We start from the raw sequence: 17,443 nt of genomic DNA on the forward strand, positions 1-17,443 counted from the left end.
TGCCCTATACCCGGCTTCCGGCCATGGCTACCAGCGGAAACGCGACCCGGCGACCGCGCCGATCACGTCTCGAAGCGAGCCGAACGTGTGCGCGGGCAGCATCAGGTCGCAGTACGGCAGGGCGGCCGCCATGCTCGCCACCCGTGGTTCGAAGCCGGGGGCGGCGGCCCGGGGATTCATCCAGATCACCTGGTGCGCCCGGCGGCTCAGCCTGGCCATCGCGGCGCCCAGCTCCTCGGGCGGATCGCCGTCCCAGCCGTCCGAGCCGACCAGCACGATCGCGCCCCTGACCTTCGCGCCGTGGTGCGACGACAGCAGCGCCCGTACGTTGGTGGCGATCCGCGTCCCGCCGAACCGGTCGGTCACCCGCTCGGTCGCCAGCTCGACCGCCGCGGCCGCCGAACGGCTCGCGAGCACGGGCGTCAGACGGGTCAGCGTCGTCCCGAACGCGAACACCTCCGCGTCCACGGTCATCGTCAGCGCCCGCATCAGATGCAGGTAGGCCGATGCCTGCGCACGCATCGACTGGCTCACGTCGCAGAGCATCACGACCCGCCGTGGCCGCACGACCGGCTCCTTCCCGGCCAGCCGGAACGGCTCCCATCCGGTACGGCGGGAGCGGGTCAGCGTCGCCCGCACCGCGATCCCCCGTCCCTTCCACGACACCCGGAACCTCCGGCTGCGCCGGGTCGGCCAGCTCGCCGCCGCCTCCTCCAGCCAGCCGCCGAGCAACTCGCACTCCCGCTCGTCAAGCTGCTCGAACGGCACGTCGCCCAGCGCTTCGACATCACTCGGCGACAACTCGGGCACACGCGCCGGGCCGTCCGAATCCTCGGCCCCGGCGACCACCGCCGGCAGCGTCGTCCACGGCAGCCCGCCCGCGTCGTCGCCGCCCGCCCGCGCGTCCGGCAGGGGGGCGAACGCGTCGTCCGCGCCGTTCTTCCGGGCGAGCGGCCGGCGCCGAGCGTGCGGGTCGAGCGCGGGACCCGTCGCCTCGAAGATCTCCGCGAACGCCTCGTCGAAGAGCGCGATCTCGGAGTGTCGCCGAACCAGGGTGATACGGGCCGTCCAGTAGAGCTCCGGCAGCGTCCTGGGTTGCGCCACGTCGATCGCCCGGAGGAAGTCATCGACGCCGGTCAGTCCCACGGGCACGCCCCGCCGCCGCAACCGCGCGGCCAGCGAGGCGGCGAAGGCGGCCCTATCGACACCCGGCAGCATCGCCCGGCGCGTGGAGCGGCTACTCGACAAGGGTCCAGACGACGATCACGGCCACGATGACGACCACGATCCCGACGACGAGCGGTATCACCCTCTTGTACACCGACCCGCCCGCGACGCTCATGATGTCGAGCGGCTCGACCTCATCCTGATCAATGACCCGCCTCCCACCCGCACCAGCGGCCTGCGCGTCGGCCGACGCGACGCCACCCCCGTCCTGTGCGGCGGTCGGCACGGCTGCATCCTGCGGGGCGGCGGCCCCGGTGGATGGGAGCGACTCCGCTACCGGCGCGGTGGAGTCACCCGGCACAACCGCTTCACCAGGCGCGGGGGCGTCACCGGGCGCGGGGGCGTCACCCCGCGCGGGGGCGTCACCCCGCGCGGGGGCGTCACCCCGCGCGGGGGACGACTCGGCGACCGGCGCCGTCGCACTGTCAGCAGCGGCCAGCACCGCCGCATCATCCGCCGTGGCCGACACGGCAGCGCCACCGGCCGGGCTCGTGGCGGCGGCCAGGCTCGTGGCCGGGGCCGAGCCCGTGGCCGGGGTGGTGGCGGGGGCCGGGGTGGTGAGTTTGGATTCGAGGCAGGTGACGAACTGGCCGAGGAGTTTGGTGGAGACCTCCTTGATCATGCCGCTGCCCAGCTGGGCGATCTTGCCGGAGATCTTGAGGTCGGTGTTCACGGTGACGACGGTGTGGTCGCCGTCGGCGCGGAGGTGGGCGGTGATGGCGGCGGAGGCGTTGCCCGCGCCCCGGGAGTCACGGCCCTTGGCGTCGATGACGGCGCGGTGGTTGACGGCGTCCTTCTCCAGGAACCTGGCCGTGCCCGCGTACTGCGCGACGACCGGGCCCACCTTCACCTTGATCTTGCCGGTGTAGACCTCGTCCTCCACGCCGGTGAGCTGGGCTCCGGGCATACAGGGGGCGATCGCCTCCAGGTCCGTGAGCACCTCCCAGGCTCGTTCGACGGGCACTCCGACCGTGAACTCATTGTCGATCTTCATCTGGGTGTCTCCTCAGGTCAACTGGTCGAGCGCGGCGGTGATGACCTCGCGGTCGTCCAGGGTCTTCGCGACAGTGCTCAGCGTGCGCAGGACGTCCTCCCTGACCAGCTCGGTCGCGCCGAGCGAGGACAGCGCCGAGACCCAGTCGATGGTCTCCGCCATGCCCGGCGCCTTGTCCAGGTCGAAGCGGCGGATCCGGCCGACGAAGTCGGTGGCCGAGCGGATGAGCGCCTCGTTCGCGCCGGGCACCGTACGGCGCAGAATCTCTACCACGCGCTCGGGGGCCGGGAAGTCGATCCAGTGGTAGAGGCAGCGCCTGCGCAGCGCGTCGTGCAGGTCGCGGCTGCGGTTGGAGGTCAGGACGACGACCGGACGGCGTTCGGCGGTGAACGTGCCCAGCTCCGGGATGGTGATCGACGCCTCGCCGAGGAACTCGAACAGCAACGCCTCGAACTCGTCGTCGGCGCGGTCGATCTCGTCGATCAGCAGCACCGGCGGCTGCGGGCCGCGGTGCCTGACTGCCTGCAGAATCGGGCGTTCCTGGAGGAAGTCCTCGGTGAACAGGTCGGCGTCGTTCAGCCGGTCGTGACGGGCCTCGGCCAGGCGGATGGCCAGCATCTGCCGCTGGTAGTTCCATTCGTACAGGGCTTCGCCGGCGGTCAGCCCCTCATAGCACTGCAGCCTGATGAGCGGGGTGGCCAGGGCGCGGGCCAGTGCCTTGGCGGCCGTGGTCTTGCCGACTCCGGGCTCGCCCTCGAGCAGCAGCGGCCGGCCGAGGCTGAGCGCGAAGTATAGCGCCGCCGCGGTGCCGTCGTCGACCAGGTAGTCGAGCTCGTCGAGGCGGCGCCTGATGTCGTCGGCCCCGGTGAACGCAGGGCTCGTGAGGCCGCCGCTTTCCGCCACTTCCCTACCGCCCCGCCGTCCGCGCGAAATGATCACGGCAGCCCGTGCCGCAGAACCAGACGTCCTCGCCGTCCAGGACCAGGTGCGGCGTGCCCGCCGAGACGGTCACGCTCATCCCGCACACGGGATCGACCGCGAGCACGGGCTCCTCGCCGGCGCCCACGGACGCACCCCTCGACGAACCGGACCAACCGGACGAACCGACCGAGTCGGGCGAGCCAGGCGTCGCGGGCGGACCCGGCGGTGCCAGGTCGCCACCGCGGAGGGTGGCGACGATCTCGGCGAGGATCGACAGGGCGATCTCCGGTGCCGTGCGGGCGCCGATCCGAAGACCGGCCGGCGTGTGGATCCGCCGCCGTTCGTCGTCCGTCAGCCCCATCTCGTCGAGTACGGCGGTGCCGCGCCGGTGACTGGCCACGAGACCGATGTAGCCGGCGCCCGCGTCGAGGGCGGCCCGGATCGCGGCCTGCTCGTCACGCCCGTGGCTCGCCACCACGACCGCCGAGGCGCCCTCGGGCGACCGCCCCTCGGCGGCCCGCCGTACCGTGAAGTCGACCGTCGCGGCGAGGTCGGCGAGGCTCATGGCGATCGGCGAGCCGCCGGACACCCAGAGCACCGGCGGCGGCAGCAGCGGCTGCAGGAAGATCTCCAGGGCACCGCCCGACAGGCAGGGGTTGACCACGACCCGCGCGCCCGGCGAGTCGGGGAAGTCCTGTTCGCCGGAGGGCAGGACGCGCAGCAGGACGGTACGCCCGTCCTGCAGCGCGCCAAGTGCGGCGGTGCGGACCGAGCTCTCGGCGCACTGCCCGCCGACGAACCCCTCGATGGACCCGTCGGGCAGGATGATCGCGTCGTCGCCCGGGCTGACCGCCGTCGGCAGTTGTGCCCGGACCACGACCGCGTGAACGAAGGGAACCCGGTCGGCGACCAGTTCCTCCATCCGTCTGCTGGACCGCATCGCGTCTTTCCTGTCAGATCGGCGGCGTCGGCACGCCGCGCATGGCGTCCCACACCCGCGAGGGGGTGAGCGGCATGTCGGCGTGGCGGATGCCGTACGGCTTGAGCGCGTCGACGACCGCGTTGACGATCGCCGGCGGGGAGCCGACGGTGGCCGACTCGCCGACCCCCTTGGCTCCGATCGGATGGTGCGGTGAGGGGGTGACGGTGAAGCCCGTCTCCCAGTCGGGCACTTCCAGCGCGGTGGGGATGAGGTAGTCCATCAGCGAGCCGCCGAGGCAGTTGCCGTCCTCGTCGAACGCGATCATCTCCATCAGCGCCATGCCCACGCCGTCGGTGAGGCCGCCGTGCACCTGGCCTTCGATGATCATCGGGTTGATCCGGGTGCCGCAGTCGTCGACCGCGATGAACCGGCGCACCTTGACGTGGGCGGTGCCGGGGTCGATCTCGACCACGCAGATGTAGGCGCCGTGCGGATAGGTGAGGTTGGAGGGGTTGTAGCAGATCTGCGCCTCCAGGCCGCCCTCGATGCCTTCGGGCAGGTCTCCGGCGCCGTGCGCGCGGAACGCGATCTCCTGGATGGTGACCGACTTGGACGGGTCGCCCTTGACGTGGAAGGAGCCCTTGGTCCAGTCGAGGTCGGCGACCGACACCTCCAGCATGCCCGAGGCGATGATCCGCGCCTTGTCGCGGACCTTGCGGGCGACCATGGCCGCCGCCGCGCCCGACACCGGCGTCGAACGGCTGCCGTAGGTGCCGAGACCAAAGGGCGTCTGGTCGGTGTCGCCGTGGACCACCTCGATGTCGTCCGGCGGGATGCCGATCTCCTCGGCCACGATCTGCGCGAACGTGGTCTCGTGGCCCTGTCCCTGGCTCTGCACGGACAGCCGGACGACCGCCTTGCCGGTGGGGTGGACACGCAGCTCACAGCCGTCGGCCATGCCGAGGCCGAGGATGTCCATGTCCTTGCGCGGCCCGGCGCCGACGGCCTCGGTGAAGAACGCCACCCCGATGCCCATCAGCTCGCCCCGGGCCCGCCGCTCGGCCTGCTCGGCGCGCAGCTCGTCGTAGCCGGCCAGGCGCAGGGCCTCACGCATGGTCGGCTCGTAGTCGCCCGAGTCGTACACCCACCCGGTCTTGGTCGTGTAGGGGAACTGGTCGGGCTGGATGAAGTTCTTCATCCGGAGCTCGACCGGGTCCATCTCCAGCTCGTACGCCAGGCAGTCGACGATGCGCTCGACCAGGTAGACGGCCTCGGTGATGCGGAACGAGCAGGCGTAGGCCACGCCGCCGGGCGCCTTGTTGGTGAAGACGGCCGTCATCTTGCAGTAGGCGGCCTCGATGTCGTAGCTGCCGGTGAAGACGCCGAAGAAACCCGCAGGGTACTTGGTCGGCGCGGCGACGCCGTTGAAGGCGCCGTGGTCGGCGAGCACGTTGGTGCGGATGGCCAGGATCCTGCCCTCCCTGGTGGCCGCGATCTCGCCGCGCATGATGTAGTCGCGGGCGAAGCCGGTGCTGGTGAGGTTCTCGGCGCGGTCCTCGACCCACTTCACCGGCTTGCCGGTCACGATCGACGCGACGATCGAGCACACGTAGCCCGGGTAGATCGGCACCTTGCCGCCGAAGCCGCCGCCGATGTCGGGCGAGATGACCCGGATCTTGTGCTCGGGCAGGCCGGCGACCAGCGCGTACAGCGTGCGGTGGGCGTGCGGCGCCTGGGTGGTCGACCAGAGGGTGAGCCTGCCCTCGACCCGGTCGTAGTCGGCGACCGAGCCGCAGGTCTCCATCGGCGCGGGATGCACGCGCGGGTAGACGATGTCCTGGCTCACGACGACGTCGGCCGAGGCGAACACCGCCTCCGTCGCCGCCTCGTCGCCGGTCTCCCAGTCGAAGCAGTGGTTGTCGGTCTTGCCCTCGAGGTCGTCGCGGATGACGGGGGCTCCGGGGTCGAGCGCGGTGCGGGCGTCGATCACCGGGTCAAGGAGGTCGTACTCGACGTCGATCAGTTCGAGGGCGTCGCGGGCGGAGTAGCGGTCCTCGGCCACCACGAAGGCGACCTCCTGGCCCTGGAAGCGGACCTTGTCGGTGGCGAGCACGGCCTGCACGTCGTTGGACAGGGTCGGCATCCAGGCCAGGCCCTGCTCGGCCAGGTCGGCGCCGGTGACGACGGCCTTGACCTTGGGGTGCGCCTGCGCCGCGCTGACGTCGATGCTGACGATGCGGGCGTGCGCGACCGGTGAACGCAGGATGGCCAGGTGCAGCATGCCGGGCAGTCGCACGTCGTCGACGTAGCGTCCCCGGCCGCGGATGAAGCGCGGGTCCTCCTTGCGCAGCATCCGGCCGTAGCCGAGCGGTTTCTGGTCGTTGTTCTCGAATCCGGCGGGCCGGTGGTCGGTCGCGGTCATGGGGTGGCTCCGCTGGTGACGTCGGTGGCGGGCTCCAGGACGACGGGCTCCTGAGGGGCGGGCTCGTGGTCGGCCGGCTCCCGGTCGGCGGGCTCCCGGTTGGCGGGCTCCCGGTTAGCGGCCTCGTGGGCGGCGGCCCACCGCACGGAGCGGACGATGCTGGCGTAGCCGGTGCAGCGGCAGATCTGGCCGGAGATCGCCTCGCGGATCTCCCCCTCGGAGGGGTCGGGGTTGCGGTCGAGCAGCGCCCTGGCCGTCATCATCATGCCGGGCGTGCAGAACCCGCACTGCAGGCCGTGGCACTCCATGAAGCCGCGCTGGACGGGGTCGAGCTCGCCGTCGCGCTCCAGCCCTTCGACGGTGCGCACCTCGTGGCCGCCGGCCATGGCCGCGAGCACGGTGCAGGACTTGACCGGTTCGCCGTCGAGCCACACGACGCAGGTGCCGCAGTTGCTGGTGTCGCAGCCCCAGTGGGTGCCGGTCAGTCCGAGGTGGTCGCGCAGGAAGTGGATGAGGAGCAGCCGCCCCTCGATCTCCCCGGTGACCTCCTCGCCGTTGACGTTCATGGTCACGTGCATGTCACACCCTCCCGTTGAGCCGGGCGACGGAGCGGCGCAGGGCCCGCCTGGTGAGCTCCATGGCGAGATGGCGTTTGTAGTCGGCGCTGCCCCGCGTGTCGGTGGCGGGGCTGCAGTGCCGCGCGGCGAGGTCGCCGGCCAGCTGGTAGACCTCTTCGGACGGTTCCCGGCCGCGCAGCGCCTCGGAGACGGCGGGCAGCCCGGTGGTGTTGGGGCCGACGGCGGCGAGGCCGACGCGGGCGTCGGAGATGACTCCGCCGTCCAGCCAGACGGCCGCCCCGGCGGACACGATCGCCCAGTCGCCCGCGCGCCGCTCGACCTTCTCGTACGCGCTGGACCCGTTGCCCCTGATCGGAACGCGGATCTCGACCAGCATCTCGGCGTCGCCGACCGCGGTCTCGTACGGGCCCCGGTGGAACTCCTCCATCGTGACGACCCGTTCGCCGCCGCTGTTGCGGATCACGCAGCTGGCCCCGAGCGTGGTGCACACCGCGGACAGGTCCTCCGACGGGTCGGCCTGGCAGAGCGAACCACCGAGAGTGCCCCGGTTGCGGACGACGGGGTCGGCGATGACGCGCTCGGCGTCACGGAAGATGGGGAAGGTGTCGGCGAGCGCCTCGGACTCCAGCAGCTCTCGGTGCCGGGTCATCGCGCCGATGCGGATCTGGGTCTGCTCCACCTTGATGTAGCCGAGCTGGGCGTACAGATCGTTGATGTCGATCAGATACTCCGGCGTGGCGAGCCGGAGCTTCATCATCGGGAGCAGACTGTGGCCGCCCGCGACGAGTCTCGCGGAGTCTCCGAGCCGCTCCAGGAGCCCGATCGCGTGATCGACACTCGTGGCGCGTTCGTACTCCAACGGCGCTGGAACCTGCATCCAACACCCCTTCGCTGGTCGTGGAGGCCAAGTGGAACGCCGCGCACCGGGGATGTCAACGCCCACCTAAGGTTTCCCTTAATAAGGTCGCCCAGCGCTTTCCCTACTTCCGACATAGCGGGAAAAGTCGTCACATAAAAGCACTCCAAACTGTGATAAAGCAGGCGCCTGTTGGAGTTGGAGACCCTTGTAGGCTCTCGCGCGTGACAACGGCCCCCTCCCGGCTGCCGCCCCGGCTCTGGACCGCGGTGATCGTCCTCGGCTTCGTCGGTCAGGTGGCCTGGACCGTCGAGAACATGTATCTCAACGTGTTCGTCCACGACACGATCAGCGACGACCCGCGCGTCATCGCGGCCATGGTGGCGGCCAGCGCGGTGGCCGCGACGCTGGCGACGCTGGTGATCGGCGCCTCCTCCGACCGGACGGGCCGGCGCAGGGTGTTCGTCTCGGCCGGATACGTGCTGTGGGGTCTGTCCACCGCCGCTTTCGGGCTGGTCACCGTCGACGCCCTCGCCGGAGTCGGCCCCGTGGCCGGCGCCGTCACCGCCGCCGTGCTGGCCGTGATCGCGCTCGACTGCCTGATGTCCTTCCTCGGGGCCGGCGCCAACGACGCCGCCTTCCAGGCGTGGGTCACCGACGTGACGCGGCCCGGCAACCGCGGCCGGGTCGAGTCGGTCCTGGCGATCATGCCGCTGGTGTCGATGCTGGCCGTCTTCGGCGCCCTCGACCCCCTCACCCGGGCCGGCGAGTGGCAGCTGTTCTTCCTGCTCGTCGGCGGCGCCATCACCCTGGTCGGCCTCGCCTCCTGGTTCCTCGTCCAGGACCGGCCGCACCTCGTCCGCCGGCGGGGCGGCTACCTCGCCTCCGTGCTGCACGGCCTGCGGCCCTCGGTGATGCGCGCCAACCCGCCGCTCTACCTCGCGCTGTCCGTCGCGGCGCTCTCGGGCATCGCCACGCAGATCTACCTGCCGTACCTGATCATCTACGTCCAGCGCTACCTGCACATCGAGGCGTACGCCGTCGTGCTCGGGGTGGTCCTGACCGGCGCCTCGATCGTCAGCGTGGTCGCCGGCCGGTTCATCGACCGCGTGGGCAAGGTGCGCTTCCTGCTGCCGGCCATCGGGGTGTACGGGCTCGGTCTGCTGCTGATGTGGGCCGTGCGCGGCCTGGTCCCCGCGATAGCCGCCGGGCTGGTGCTCATGTCCGGCCTGATGCTGGTCATGGCCCCGGTCGGGGCGATCATCCGCGACCACTCGCCCGCCGACAGGGCCGGGCACGTCCAGGGGCTGCGGATGGTCTTCGGCATCCTCATCCCGATGGTCGCCGGCCCCTTTCTGGGCGCGCTGGTGATCAGGGGCGCCGACGAGTACTACGAGGACCTGGGCGTGCTCAAACAGGTGCCCACGCCGGCCATCTTCCTGGCCTCGGCCGCCATGCTGGTGCTGGTCGTGCCGAGCGTGCTCGCGCTGCGCAGACGGGAGGCGACGACGTGAACCCGCCGACGCCCTGGGGCGCCGCGCTCGACCCCGACGCGATCCTGCCCGAGTATCCCCGGCCGCAGCTCGTCCGCGACAGCCACCTCAACCTCAACGGCCGCTGGGAGTACGCCATCACGCCCGCCGGCGAGGAACCGGCCGAGTACGACGGGGTCATCCTGGTGCCGTTCTCGCCGGAGTCGCCCCTGTCGGGCGTCGAGCGGCAGCTCCAGCCCGACCAGACGCTGTGGTACCGGCGCACCCTCACCCTGCCCGACGGCTTCCTGCCCGCCGACGGCCGGCCGGTCCGGGTGCTGCTGCACTTCGGAGCGGTGGACCAGACCTGCCGGGTGCTGCTCAACGGCGTCGAGGTGGGCGGCCACACCGGCGGCTACCTGCCCTTCACCTGCGACCTCGGCGAGGCCCTGACCGAGGGCGCCAACACCCTGGTCGTTCAGGTACGCGACCTGTCCGACACCGGGCACCACGCGCGCGGCAAGCAACGGCTGAAGCGCGGCGGCATCTGGTACACCGCCCAGTCGGGCATCTGGCAGACCGTCTGGGCCGAGTGCGTGCCGGCCCTGCACGTGGAACGGCTGACCCTCACCCCGCACCTCGGCGACTCCTTCGTCGAGGTGACCGTGCACGCCTCGGGAGCGGGCGACGCCGACGTCGAGCTGCGCGCCGGCGGGACCACCGTGGCCCGCGCCACCGTCCCGGCGGGCCACCCCGTCCGCCTGCCCGTCCCCGACCCGAGGCCGTGGACGCCGGAGGATCCCTTCCTGTACGACGTGACGGTACGCCTCGGCGACGACCGCGTGGACGGCTACGTCGGGCTGCGTTCGTTCGCCGTGGGACCCGACGCCGACGGCGTGCCCCGGCTGACACTCAACGGCGCCCCCTACTTCCACGCCGGCATCCTGGACCAGGGCTACTGGTCCGACGGCATGTACACCGCGCCCTCGGACGAGGCCATGGTGCACGACATCGCCACGATGAAGCGGCTCGGCTTCACCATGCTGCGCAAGCACATCAAGATCGAGCCACTGCGCTGGTACTACCACTGCGACCGGCTCGGCATCCTGGTCTGGCAGGACCTGGTCAACGGCGGCGGCCACTACCACCCGCTGGTGATCACCGCGCCCGCCGTCACGCCGCTGCGGCTCCGCGACCGGCGGCACCGGTGGTTCGGCCGGGCCGACGAGGAGGGCCGGGCCCGGTTCCGCGCGGAGCTCCACGAGACCGTGGAGCACCTGCGCAACGTGGTGAGCCTGGCCGTGTGGGTGCCGTTCAACGAGGGCTGGGGCCAGTTCGACGCGGCGGAGATCGCCGCCGAGCTGGCCGAGCTCGACCCCACCCGTACGATCGACCACGCCAGCGGCTGGCACGACCAGGGCGCGGGCGACCTGCGGAGCCTGCACGTCTACTTCCGCCGCTTCCGGGTGCCGCGCCGCCGCGACGGCCGGGTCCTGGTGCTGTCGGAGTACGGCGGCTACGGCCTTCGGGTGGACGGGCACACGTTCAACGACCGCAACTTCGGCTATCGCAGGCACGACACGGCCGAGGAGCTGGGCGAGGCGTTCGAGCGGCTGCACGCGGAGCAGATCGCGCCGGCCATCCCCCTCGGGCTGAGCGCGACCGTCTACACCCAGCTCTCCGACGTCGAGGACGAGCTGAACGGGCTGCTCACCTACGACCGCAGGGTGCTCAAGCTCCCGGAGGAGCTGGTCCGCCGGGTCAACGCCCGCCTCCGCCTGGGCTGACCGTCCGGCCGTCCACGAAGGACGCCGGACCTGGGCCCGCCGTTCACGAAGGATGACCGACCCCGGCCCGGCGACCGCGAAGGGCCGCCGGGCCGGACGCCGTGCTACACGACCGCCCCGCTGCCGTCGCGGGATCGGGGCGTCCGCGCCTTGGGCGGCTCGGGCGGCGGCTGCTTGCTGAACCTCTCCAGCTCGATCGCCAGCGGCCCGGCCACGAACGATGAGGAGGCGGTGCCGGCCACGATGCCGATGATGAGCGCGATGGCGAAGTCGCGCAGCGAGTCACCGCCGAAGACGGCCAGCGCGACCAGGATGAACAGCGCGCCCAGGCCGGTGTTGACGGTACGCGGCACGGTCTGCAGGATCGCGCCGTTGACGACCTGCGCGAACGGCGCCTTGCGTTGCGCCGCCCACATCTCCCGCACCCGGTCGAACACCACCACCTTGTCGTTGACCGAGTAGCCGATGATGGTCAGCATCGCCGCCAGGAAGACGCCGTCGATCGGCTTGCCCAGCCAGGCGAAGGCACCGACCACGGCGGCCGTGTCCACCACCAGCGCCAGCACCGCGGCCGTGCCGAACGTCCACCTGAACCTGACCGCCAGGTACAGCAGCTGGGCGGCCAGGGCCACGCCCAGCGCGATGAGCGCGTTGCGGCGCAACTCCTCGCCCAGGCTGGGGCCGATCAGCTCGTCGCGCTGCTTGTTCACCTCGCCCACCTCGGTGTCGAGCGCCTTCTCGATGGCGACCACGTCGTCGGAGGTGATCTGCCCGGTGCGCACCGAGATGGCGTCGCCCGACGACTGGACGACCGCCGTGGGATGCCCGGCGTCGGCCACGACCTGCCGGGCCGTCTCGGCGTCGACCGGTCGCTGGGTGGCGAACTCGACGATCCGGCCGCCGGTGAACTCGACCCCGAAGTTCAGGCCCTGGAAGGAGAGCCCGGCGACGGCGGTGGCGAGCACCGCGACGGAGATGGCCAGCCAGAGCCGGCCGCGCCGCATCAGGTCGAAGTTACGCCTGGTGATCCAGGTCCTGACCCGGCCGACGTCGCCGAGCCCCGACATGCGCGGGCCGACCCGGCTGATGATCAGCTGGGTGAGGGCCCGGGTGATGATCATCGCCGAGATCAGCGAGGCGATCACCCCGATGGCCAGCGTCACGCCGAAGCCTCGTACCGGCCCAGAGGCCAGCCAGAACAGCAGGCCCGCCGCCACCAGCGTGGTGATGTTGGAGTCGGCGATGGCGCTCCAGGCGTTCTTGAACCCTCGGTCCAGGGCCGATCTCAGCCCCCGGCGGGACGATACGGCGTACTCCTCCCTGGCCCGCTCGAAGACCAGCACGTTGGCGTCCACCGCCATGCCGATGGCCAGCACGAAGCCGGCCAGACCCGGCAAGGTGAGCGTCGCCCCCAGGGCGACGAGCGCGGCGTAGGAGATCAGCCCGTACGCGCCCAGCGCGATCGCGGCCATCAGGCCGACCAACCGGTAGATCGCGATGATGAACAGCGCCGTCAGGATCACTCCGGCGATGCCCGCCTTGGCGCTCGCCTCGATGGCCGCCGAGCCGAGGGTGGGGCCGACGGTCCGCTGCTCGATCATCTCCAGCGGCACCGGCAGCGCGCCGCCCTTGACCAGGATGGCCAGGTTCTTCGCCTCCTCCGAGCTGAAGGAGCCGGTGATCTGCGTGGAGCCGCCGGGAATGCCGCCGCGGCAGGGCACGGACGGGTCGACCTGCGGCGAGGAGATGATCTCCTTGTCCAGCACGATCGCGACCCGGCGCTTGGGGTCGCCGACGGCCTCGCAGGCGGCGGCCCCGGTCAGCTTCTGCCAGGCGCCGGCCTCGCGGAAGTCGATGGTGACGAACCAGCCGGGCCCCATCTGGGGGTCGGTCGCCGCCGCGGCGTCGGTCACCCCGTCGCCGGTGATCGCGGCGGGGCCGAGCGCGAGCCGCTGCCCGGACTCGTCCGCCAGCGCCTCCTTGTCGTCGGGCTTCGCCTCGCCGGTGACCGAGTGGAAGGTGAGCTGCGCGGTCCGGCCGATCACCTCGGCGGCCTGGCGCGGGTCGAGCACGCCGGGCAGTTCCACGATGATCCGCTGCTCGCCCGACCGGACCAGGGTGGGGTCGACCACGCCGAGCGCGTCGGCCCGGCGCCGGAGCACGTCGAGAGCACGGTCGGTGGCCTCGGAGTCGGCCTTGACCGTCGGGGTGTCGCGGGTCTCGAAGACCAGTTGGGTGCCGCCGCGCAGGTCGAGGCCGAGGCGTGGCGACATGGTGAAAGCGATCAGAAATGCGGCGGCCACGATGACGCACGCGACCAGCGCGCGCCACAACGGCGCACGTGACATGGGAGCCTCCACGGGCTTCGGATGAGAAAGAGGACGTCAGAGCGTCGTGGAGGGTGGTGCGCGAGCAGGGGCGACCCGGTGGCCCGGCTGCGAGGGGAGGACCTCGCCAACGAGCCCGGCCGGCACGGACCGGAGGTCCTGCGCGTGCCAGGAGGTGACGGGCAGCACGGCGATGGCGCCCGCCACGGCGTGCCCGCCCGTGTGGGCGTGCATCCGGGGCACGCCGTCGTCCGGGATCAGGCCGCCGAACGCGAAGTCGGTCTGCCAGACCTCGATCGGAGCGGAGACGGCCTTGCCGTGACCGGCGGCGTCGGCGCTGTGGCCGCCCACGAACGCGAACATGGACAGCAGGAGGAGAAGCGCGGCAGGCAGCCTGGTGCGCATGATCCCCTCCTCGACCGGTTCGGCCAACCGTACCCCGGCCGTCAATCTACCCGGGGTATTACCCACATGCCTTTCCGCGCGGGCTGGGCTATGGTCGAGCTCATGGGCAGGTCGTGGCAGGTTCCACGCCGGTCCACCGCCTTCTCGGTCGCGGTGGGCCTGCTCGTGCTGTCCATGTTCCTGACCGTCTCCACCCCGGCCTGGGCCGGGGGTGACCCCTCGCGCCGCTGGGCCGACCTGATCGGGTCCGGAGACTGGATCGCCCAGCCGTCGAGCATGCCGTCGGCCTTCGCCGGCGCGCGCGAGCACCTGCCCTCCCTGTGGCCGCCGCTCCGCCGCGGGTCGCGGCCGGAGGCGCCCCACCTTCCGCTGCCGGCCGCCACGGGCGCCGACACCGGCTCGATCCGCAGCCCTCAGCAGTTCGCCTACCGTTCGGCCGACTCGCGCAGTCCTCCGCTGATCTGACCGTTTCCCGCATCTCTCCCTGCCCGCGCAGGCCCATGGCCCGCGGGCGCTCGCGCGTGCCCGCATCCGATCACCGGTGGGTCCCGCGAGCGTCCGCCCACGCGTGCTGCCCACCCACGCGGCGCAGGTGACCACCGGCTGAGACGTACCTTCCGGAAGGACTTCACATGATCATCGAACTCAGCAGCATCCAGATCCAGACCCTGCGCGAGGAGCTGCGGGAGCAGCTGCGGCGCCGGGAGACCCAGCTGGACAGCCTCAAGTCGTCGGCGGACAGCGGCAACGGCGCCGACATGGGCTGGCAGGACCTGATGGCCGCCATCGCCGCCGCCGACCGGGCGATCAACGAGACCCAGCAGGCCCTCGACCGGCTGGACGACGGCAGCTACGGCCGCTGCGCCCACTGCGAAGCCGGCATCCCGTACGAGCGGCTGAAGATCCGCCCGCTGTCGCGCTACTGCATCACCTGCCAGCGGCGGCACGAAGCCGCCTGAGCGCGCCGCCCCCGGCCGCCCGTGAGCGGCGCGGCCGGGGGTCGGCGCGGAGATCGGCGCTTACCGGACCGTTCCTAGACCGTTTGCATGGACTACGCCTAGTCAGCGCAGGCAAGGCCTCAAGGCATCCGACTTCATTTGGGGTGTTCTGCGATGATCTCTGCCCGGCGTGTCCTCGGCCGGCTGGCCTACGGTTCCCGCTACGACCGCCTGCCCGTGGGGCAGCGCGTCTACGTACGTCCAGGCGAGCGGTTCGCCCGCCAGGTCCAGTGGCGGTGGCGGCTGCGCCGGACGCCGGTCCTGTCCCTGGAGGAGTACGCGGCGACGCGGGAGCTCGGTGAGATCGAGGAGTTCCTGAGCTGCATGCTGTGCGGTGAGCCGCGGCAGCAACCGCTGTTCGAGCCGAGGGGCGACAAGGGCTGGCACTACCACGTCGTCCGGTGCCCGTCGTGCGGATTCCTCTACCGCAATCCCAACGTCCGGCCCGAGCGGCTCGGCGATCTCTACTCCTCCGGCTACAGCGGCTTCCTGACCGGCGCCTACGCGGCCAATCGGCAGCGCCGCTACCAGCTGACCATGGAGGCGTTCTCACCCGTGCTCGACCAGGGCGAGGGGAGGCGGCTGCTCGACTTCGGCTCGGGGGTCGGGTTGTTCCTGGAGCTGGCCGAGCAGCGCGGGTTCGACGCGTGCGGGGTGGACCTGTCGCCCGACTCCGTCGAGCGGGCCAACGCGCGGCTCACCCGGGCGCGGGCCTACCACGGCGCGCCCGAGGACGTGCCGGAGATCGCGGCGGGCGGGTTCGACGTCATCACGCTCTGGTCGGTGCTCGCGCACCTGCCGAGGCCGCTCGACGACTTCCAGAAGTTCCGCGACCTGCTCGCGCCCGGCGGCGTGCTGCTCATCCTGACCGTCAACGCCCGGTCGCTGCAGCTCAAGGCGTACGGGTCGGCGTGGAGCGGCTTCACCAAGAATCACCTGATGTTCTACTCGTCCGAGACGCTTCCGACGCTGCTCCGCCGTACGGGATTCGCCGGGGTCGCGTACGCGCCGCACTACGGCGACACGATCGAGGCGGGCACCGCCCGGATGGCCGGACCGCTGCAGTGGCGGCTGCGCCGCGCGGTGGACGCGACCGACGGCGGCAACATGATGCGCGCCCTGGCCTTCGCCGACGAGGAGGCGATCACCCGCTGGGGCGACGGGCTGAAGGTGCACCGGCTGCGGCGGGCCGGTCTGCCGCCCGTGCCGTCCCATCCGTCCGCGCCGGCGGGTCCGCGTGACCTGACCGACTCCAGCGAGATGGCCACCTGAGGGTGGCCGCCGGAGGACTCAGATCCGCAGCCGGTCGGCGGCGGGGCCGTGCCATTCGGTCAGCAGCACCGTGGCGTCATCGTCGAGTTGGTCCTGGTGATACTTCATGACGCTCTTGACCAGCCGTCGCAGGGTCTCGGGCACGGGCAGGCTGGCGGAGCTGTGGCGGATCATGAAGTCGATGAACCTGTGCAGGCCGAACTCCCCGCCGGCGCGGCCGCCCGCCTCGATGATGCCGTCGGTGAAGAACAGCACCCGGTCGCCCGGCTCCAGTTGTTCCTGGCAGAGGGTGATGGGCAGGCCCAGGTCGAGCCCGAGCGGGTGGGAGGGCGGGCACTCCAGGACGGTGGCCCACCGGCCGCCGCGGATGACCACCGGCGGGTGGTGGCCGCGGTTGACCCAGGAGAGCAGGCCGGTGCGCACGTTCAGCTCGGCCATGATCGCGGTGACGTAGCGGGTCATCCGCCCGAACTCCTCGATCAGCACCTGCTCGATCGCCTCGCTGTTGGCGACCAGTCCCACGTACTGGCGGCGGTGGTTGCGGCAGGCCGCCATGGCGAGGTTGGCGGTCAGACCGGCGGCGACGTCGTGGCCCATGGCATCGAAGACCGCCAGGTGCGCGACGTCGCCGGCCAGGGCGTAGTCGAAGGCGTCGCCGCCCACCTCGTAGGCCGGCTCCATGACCGCCGCGATCGTCACGTCCTCGGTGGCGAACGTCAGCGGCGGCGTCAGCTGCCACTGCATCTCGGCGGCGACGTGCATCGGCCGCGAACGCACCAGCCGGGCGTAGGTGTCGCTGCGGGTCTGCAGGCTGACCAGCATGAGCGCCACCAGGGAGGCCAGGTGGCGCATGACCTCCTCGACACCGTCGTCCGGGTCGGCGACCCTGACCTGCAGCAGGCCGAGCCGTTCGGTGCCGTCGAGCAGCGGCACCCACCAGCCGGCCAGCCCCTGCTCCGTCGCCGGCATGGGAAGCATCCGCACCTCCTGGAACGCCCGCCCGGCCAGCGTGGCCTCGACCCGCAACTCGGCCGGCCGCTCCCCGAAGGTCTGATGCACGTCGCCGCCGCTCCCGGTCACCAGGCGCAGCAGGTGTTGCTGCAGGTCCACCAGGTAGACGCCGACCTCGTCGAGGCCCGCGAGCGCGGCGTGCTTCTGGACCAGCTCCGGAAGCTGTTCCAGCGAGGCCAGGTGGCTGTCGTCCAGTAGTCCGGTGAGCATGCGGAGCACGTCGTGGTCGGCGATCATCGCCCTGGTCCTCC

15 protein-coding genes are annotated in these 17,443 nt (G+C 71.6%); 5 read left to right on the forward strand and 10 right to left on the reverse strand.

Going from position 1 to position 17,443, the window contains the following annotated elements:
* Window positions 1-27: 27 nt before the first annotated feature.
* Genes AC5L3X_RS01900 through AC5L3X_RS01930 form a run of 7 tightly spaced genes read right to left on the reverse strand, consistent with a single transcriptional unit; the run spans window position 28 to window position 7,941 of the window.
* Window positions 28-1,248: a vWA domain-containing protein gene (locus AC5L3X_RS01900; protein WP_494854654.1), complete on the reverse strand. Its 1,221-nt coding sequence runs from the start codon at window positions 1,246-1,248 to the stop codon at window positions 28-30.
* On the reverse strand, window positions 1,238-2,221 hold the full coding sequence (locus AC5L3X_RS01905) for an SRPBCC family protein (protein WP_494854655.1): 984 nt from the start codon (window positions 2,219-2,221) through the stop codon (window positions 1,238-1,240). Before AC5L3X_RS01905 ends, AC5L3X_RS01900 begins: the two co-directional genes overlap by 11 nt.
* Before the next feature lie 12 nt (window positions 2,222-2,233).
* Window positions 2,234-3,124 (reverse strand): AAA family ATPase, encoded by an 891-nt coding sequence (locus AC5L3X_RS01910; protein WP_494854656.1) that lies wholly within the window; start codon window positions 3,122-3,124, stop codon window positions 2,234-2,236.
* A 4-nt stretch (window positions 3,125-3,128) separates the two neighbouring features.
* Entirely contained in the window at window positions 3,129-4,082 is a 954-nt protein-coding gene (locus AC5L3X_RS01915) for an XdhC family protein (protein WP_494854657.1), read from the reverse strand.
* Window positions 4,083-4,095: 13 nt separating this feature from the next.
* Window positions 4,096-6,486, reverse strand: coding sequence for an aerobic carbon-monoxide dehydrogenase large subunit (locus AC5L3X_RS01920; RefSeq protein WP_494854659.1), 2,391 nt, complete (start codon window positions 6,484-6,486; stop codon window positions 4,096-4,098).
* Window positions 6,483-7,064: a (2Fe-2S)-binding protein gene (locus AC5L3X_RS01925; RefSeq protein ID WP_494854660.1), complete on the reverse strand. Its 582-nt coding sequence runs from the start codon at window positions 7,062-7,064 to the stop codon at window positions 6,483-6,485. The genes AC5L3X_RS01920 and AC5L3X_RS01925 overlap by 4 nt, the downstream gene beginning before the upstream one ends.
* A 1-nt stretch (window position 7,065) precedes the next feature.
* Window positions 7,066-7,941 (reverse strand): FAD binding domain-containing protein, encoded by an 876-nt coding sequence (locus AC5L3X_RS01930; RefSeq protein ID WP_494854661.1) that lies wholly within the window; start codon window positions 7,939-7,941, stop codon window positions 7,066-7,068.
* A 203-nt stretch (window positions 7,942-8,144) separates the two neighbouring features.
* Here AC5L3X_RS01930 and AC5L3X_RS01935 point away from each other — a divergent pair, with 203 nt between their 5' ends.
* Together AC5L3X_RS01935 and AC5L3X_RS01940 are read left to right on the forward strand one after the other, a co-directional pair.
* Complete coding sequence (locus AC5L3X_RS01935) at window positions 8,145-9,434, forward strand: MFS transporter (RefSeq protein WP_494854663.1); 1,290 nt, start codon at window positions 8,145-8,147, stop codon at window positions 9,432-9,434.
* Window positions 9,431-11,179, forward strand: coding sequence for a glycoside hydrolase family 2 protein (locus tag AC5L3X_RS01940; protein ID WP_494854664.1), 1,749 nt, complete (start codon window positions 9,431-9,433; stop codon window positions 11,177-11,179). The genes AC5L3X_RS01935 and AC5L3X_RS01940 overlap by 4 nt, the downstream gene beginning before the upstream one ends.
* Before the next feature lie 104 nt (window positions 11,180-11,283).
* On the opposite strand, the gene secD is transcribed toward AC5L3X_RS01940, so the two are convergent.
* Window positions 11,284-13,527 (reverse strand): protein translocase subunit SecD, encoded by a 2,244-nt coding sequence (gene secD / locus AC5L3X_RS01945; RefSeq protein WP_494854665.1) that lies wholly within the window; start codon window positions 13,525-13,527, stop codon window positions 11,284-11,286.
* 36 nt (window positions 13,528-13,563) lie between these two features.
* Window positions 13,564-13,911, reverse strand: coding sequence for a hypothetical protein (locus AC5L3X_RS01950; protein ID WP_494854667.1), 348 nt, complete (start codon window positions 13,909-13,911; stop codon window positions 13,564-13,566).
* A gap of 102 nt (window positions 13,912-14,013) precedes the next feature.
* On the opposite strand from AC5L3X_RS01950, the gene AC5L3X_RS01955 reads away from it, so the two are divergent.
* From AC5L3X_RS01955 to AC5L3X_RS01965, 3 genes are all read left to right on the forward strand, one after another.
* Window positions 14,014-14,376, forward strand: a complete 363-nt coding sequence (locus tag AC5L3X_RS01955) for a hypothetical protein (RefSeq protein ID WP_494854668.1) — start codon at window positions 14,014-14,016, stop codon at window positions 14,374-14,376.
* A 167-nt stretch (window positions 14,377-14,543) separates the two neighbouring features.
* Window positions 14,544-14,870, forward strand: a complete 327-nt coding sequence (locus AC5L3X_RS01960) for a TraR/DksA family transcriptional regulator (RefSeq protein ID WP_189122131.1) — start codon at window positions 14,544-14,546, stop codon at window positions 14,868-14,870.
* Window positions 14,871-15,023: 153 nt separating this feature from the next.
* Window positions 15,024-16,181, forward strand: coding sequence for a class I SAM-dependent methyltransferase (locus AC5L3X_RS01965; RefSeq protein WP_494854670.1), 1,158 nt, complete (start codon window positions 15,024-15,026; stop codon window positions 16,179-16,181).
* An 18-nt stretch (window positions 16,182-16,199) separates the two neighbouring features.
* Here AC5L3X_RS01965 and AC5L3X_RS01970 read toward each other — a convergent pair whose 3' ends face one another.
* Window positions 16,200-17,429 (reverse strand): PP2C family protein-serine/threonine phosphatase, encoded by a 1,230-nt coding sequence (locus AC5L3X_RS01970; RefSeq protein ID WP_494854672.1) that lies wholly within the window; start codon window positions 17,427-17,429, stop codon window positions 16,200-16,202.
* Window positions 17,430-17,443: the final 14 nt, after the last annotated feature.

This window comes from Nonomuraea sp. CX421 (genome assembly GCF_059358955.1).

Excerpts from the sequence above, each read along its gene's own strand:
- AC5L3X_RS01905 (WP_494854655.1), bottom strand. The coding sequence starts at position 2,221 with ATGAAGATCGACAATGAGTTCACGGTCGGAGTGCCCGTCGAACGAGCC.
- AC5L3X_RS01915 (WP_494854657.1), bottom strand. The coding sequence starts at position 4,082 with ATGCGGTCCAGCAGACGGATGGAGGAACTGGTCGCCGACCGGGTTCCC.
- AC5L3X_RS01920 (WP_494854659.1), bottom strand. The coding sequence starts at position 6,486 with ATGACCGCGACCGACCACCGGCCCGCCGGATTCGAGAACAACGACCAG.
- AC5L3X_RS01925 (WP_494854660.1), bottom strand. The coding sequence starts at position 7,064 with ATGCACGTGACCATGAACGTCAACGGCGAGGAGGTCACCGGGGAGATC.
- AC5L3X_RS01930 (WP_494854661.1), bottom strand. The coding sequence starts at position 7,941 with ATGCAGGTTCCAGCGCCGTTGGAGTACGAACGCGCCACGAGTGTCGAT.
- secD (WP_494854665.1), bottom strand. The coding sequence starts at position 13,527 with ATGTCACGTGCGCCGTTGTGGCGCGCGCTGGTCGCGTGCGTCATCGTG.
- AC5L3X_RS01950 (WP_494854667.1), bottom strand. The coding sequence starts at position 13,911 with ATGCGCACCAGGCTGCCTGCCGCGCTTCTCCTCCTGCTGTCCATGTTC.
- AC5L3X_RS01955 (WP_494854668.1), top strand. The coding sequence starts at position 14,014 with ATGGGCAGGTCGTGGCAGGTTCCACGCCGGTCCACCGCCTTCTCGGTC.
- AC5L3X_RS01960 (WP_189122131.1), top strand. The coding sequence starts at position 14,544 with ATGATCATCGAACTCAGCAGCATCCAGATCCAGACCCTGCGCGAGGAG.
- AC5L3X_RS01965 (WP_494854670.1), top strand. The coding sequence starts at position 15,024 with ATGATCTCTGCCCGGCGTGTCCTCGGCCGGCTGGCCTACGGTTCCCGC.
- AC5L3X_RS01970 (WP_494854672.1), bottom strand. The coding sequence starts at position 17,429 with ATGATCGCCGACCACGACGTGCTCCGCATGCTCACCGGACTACTGGAC.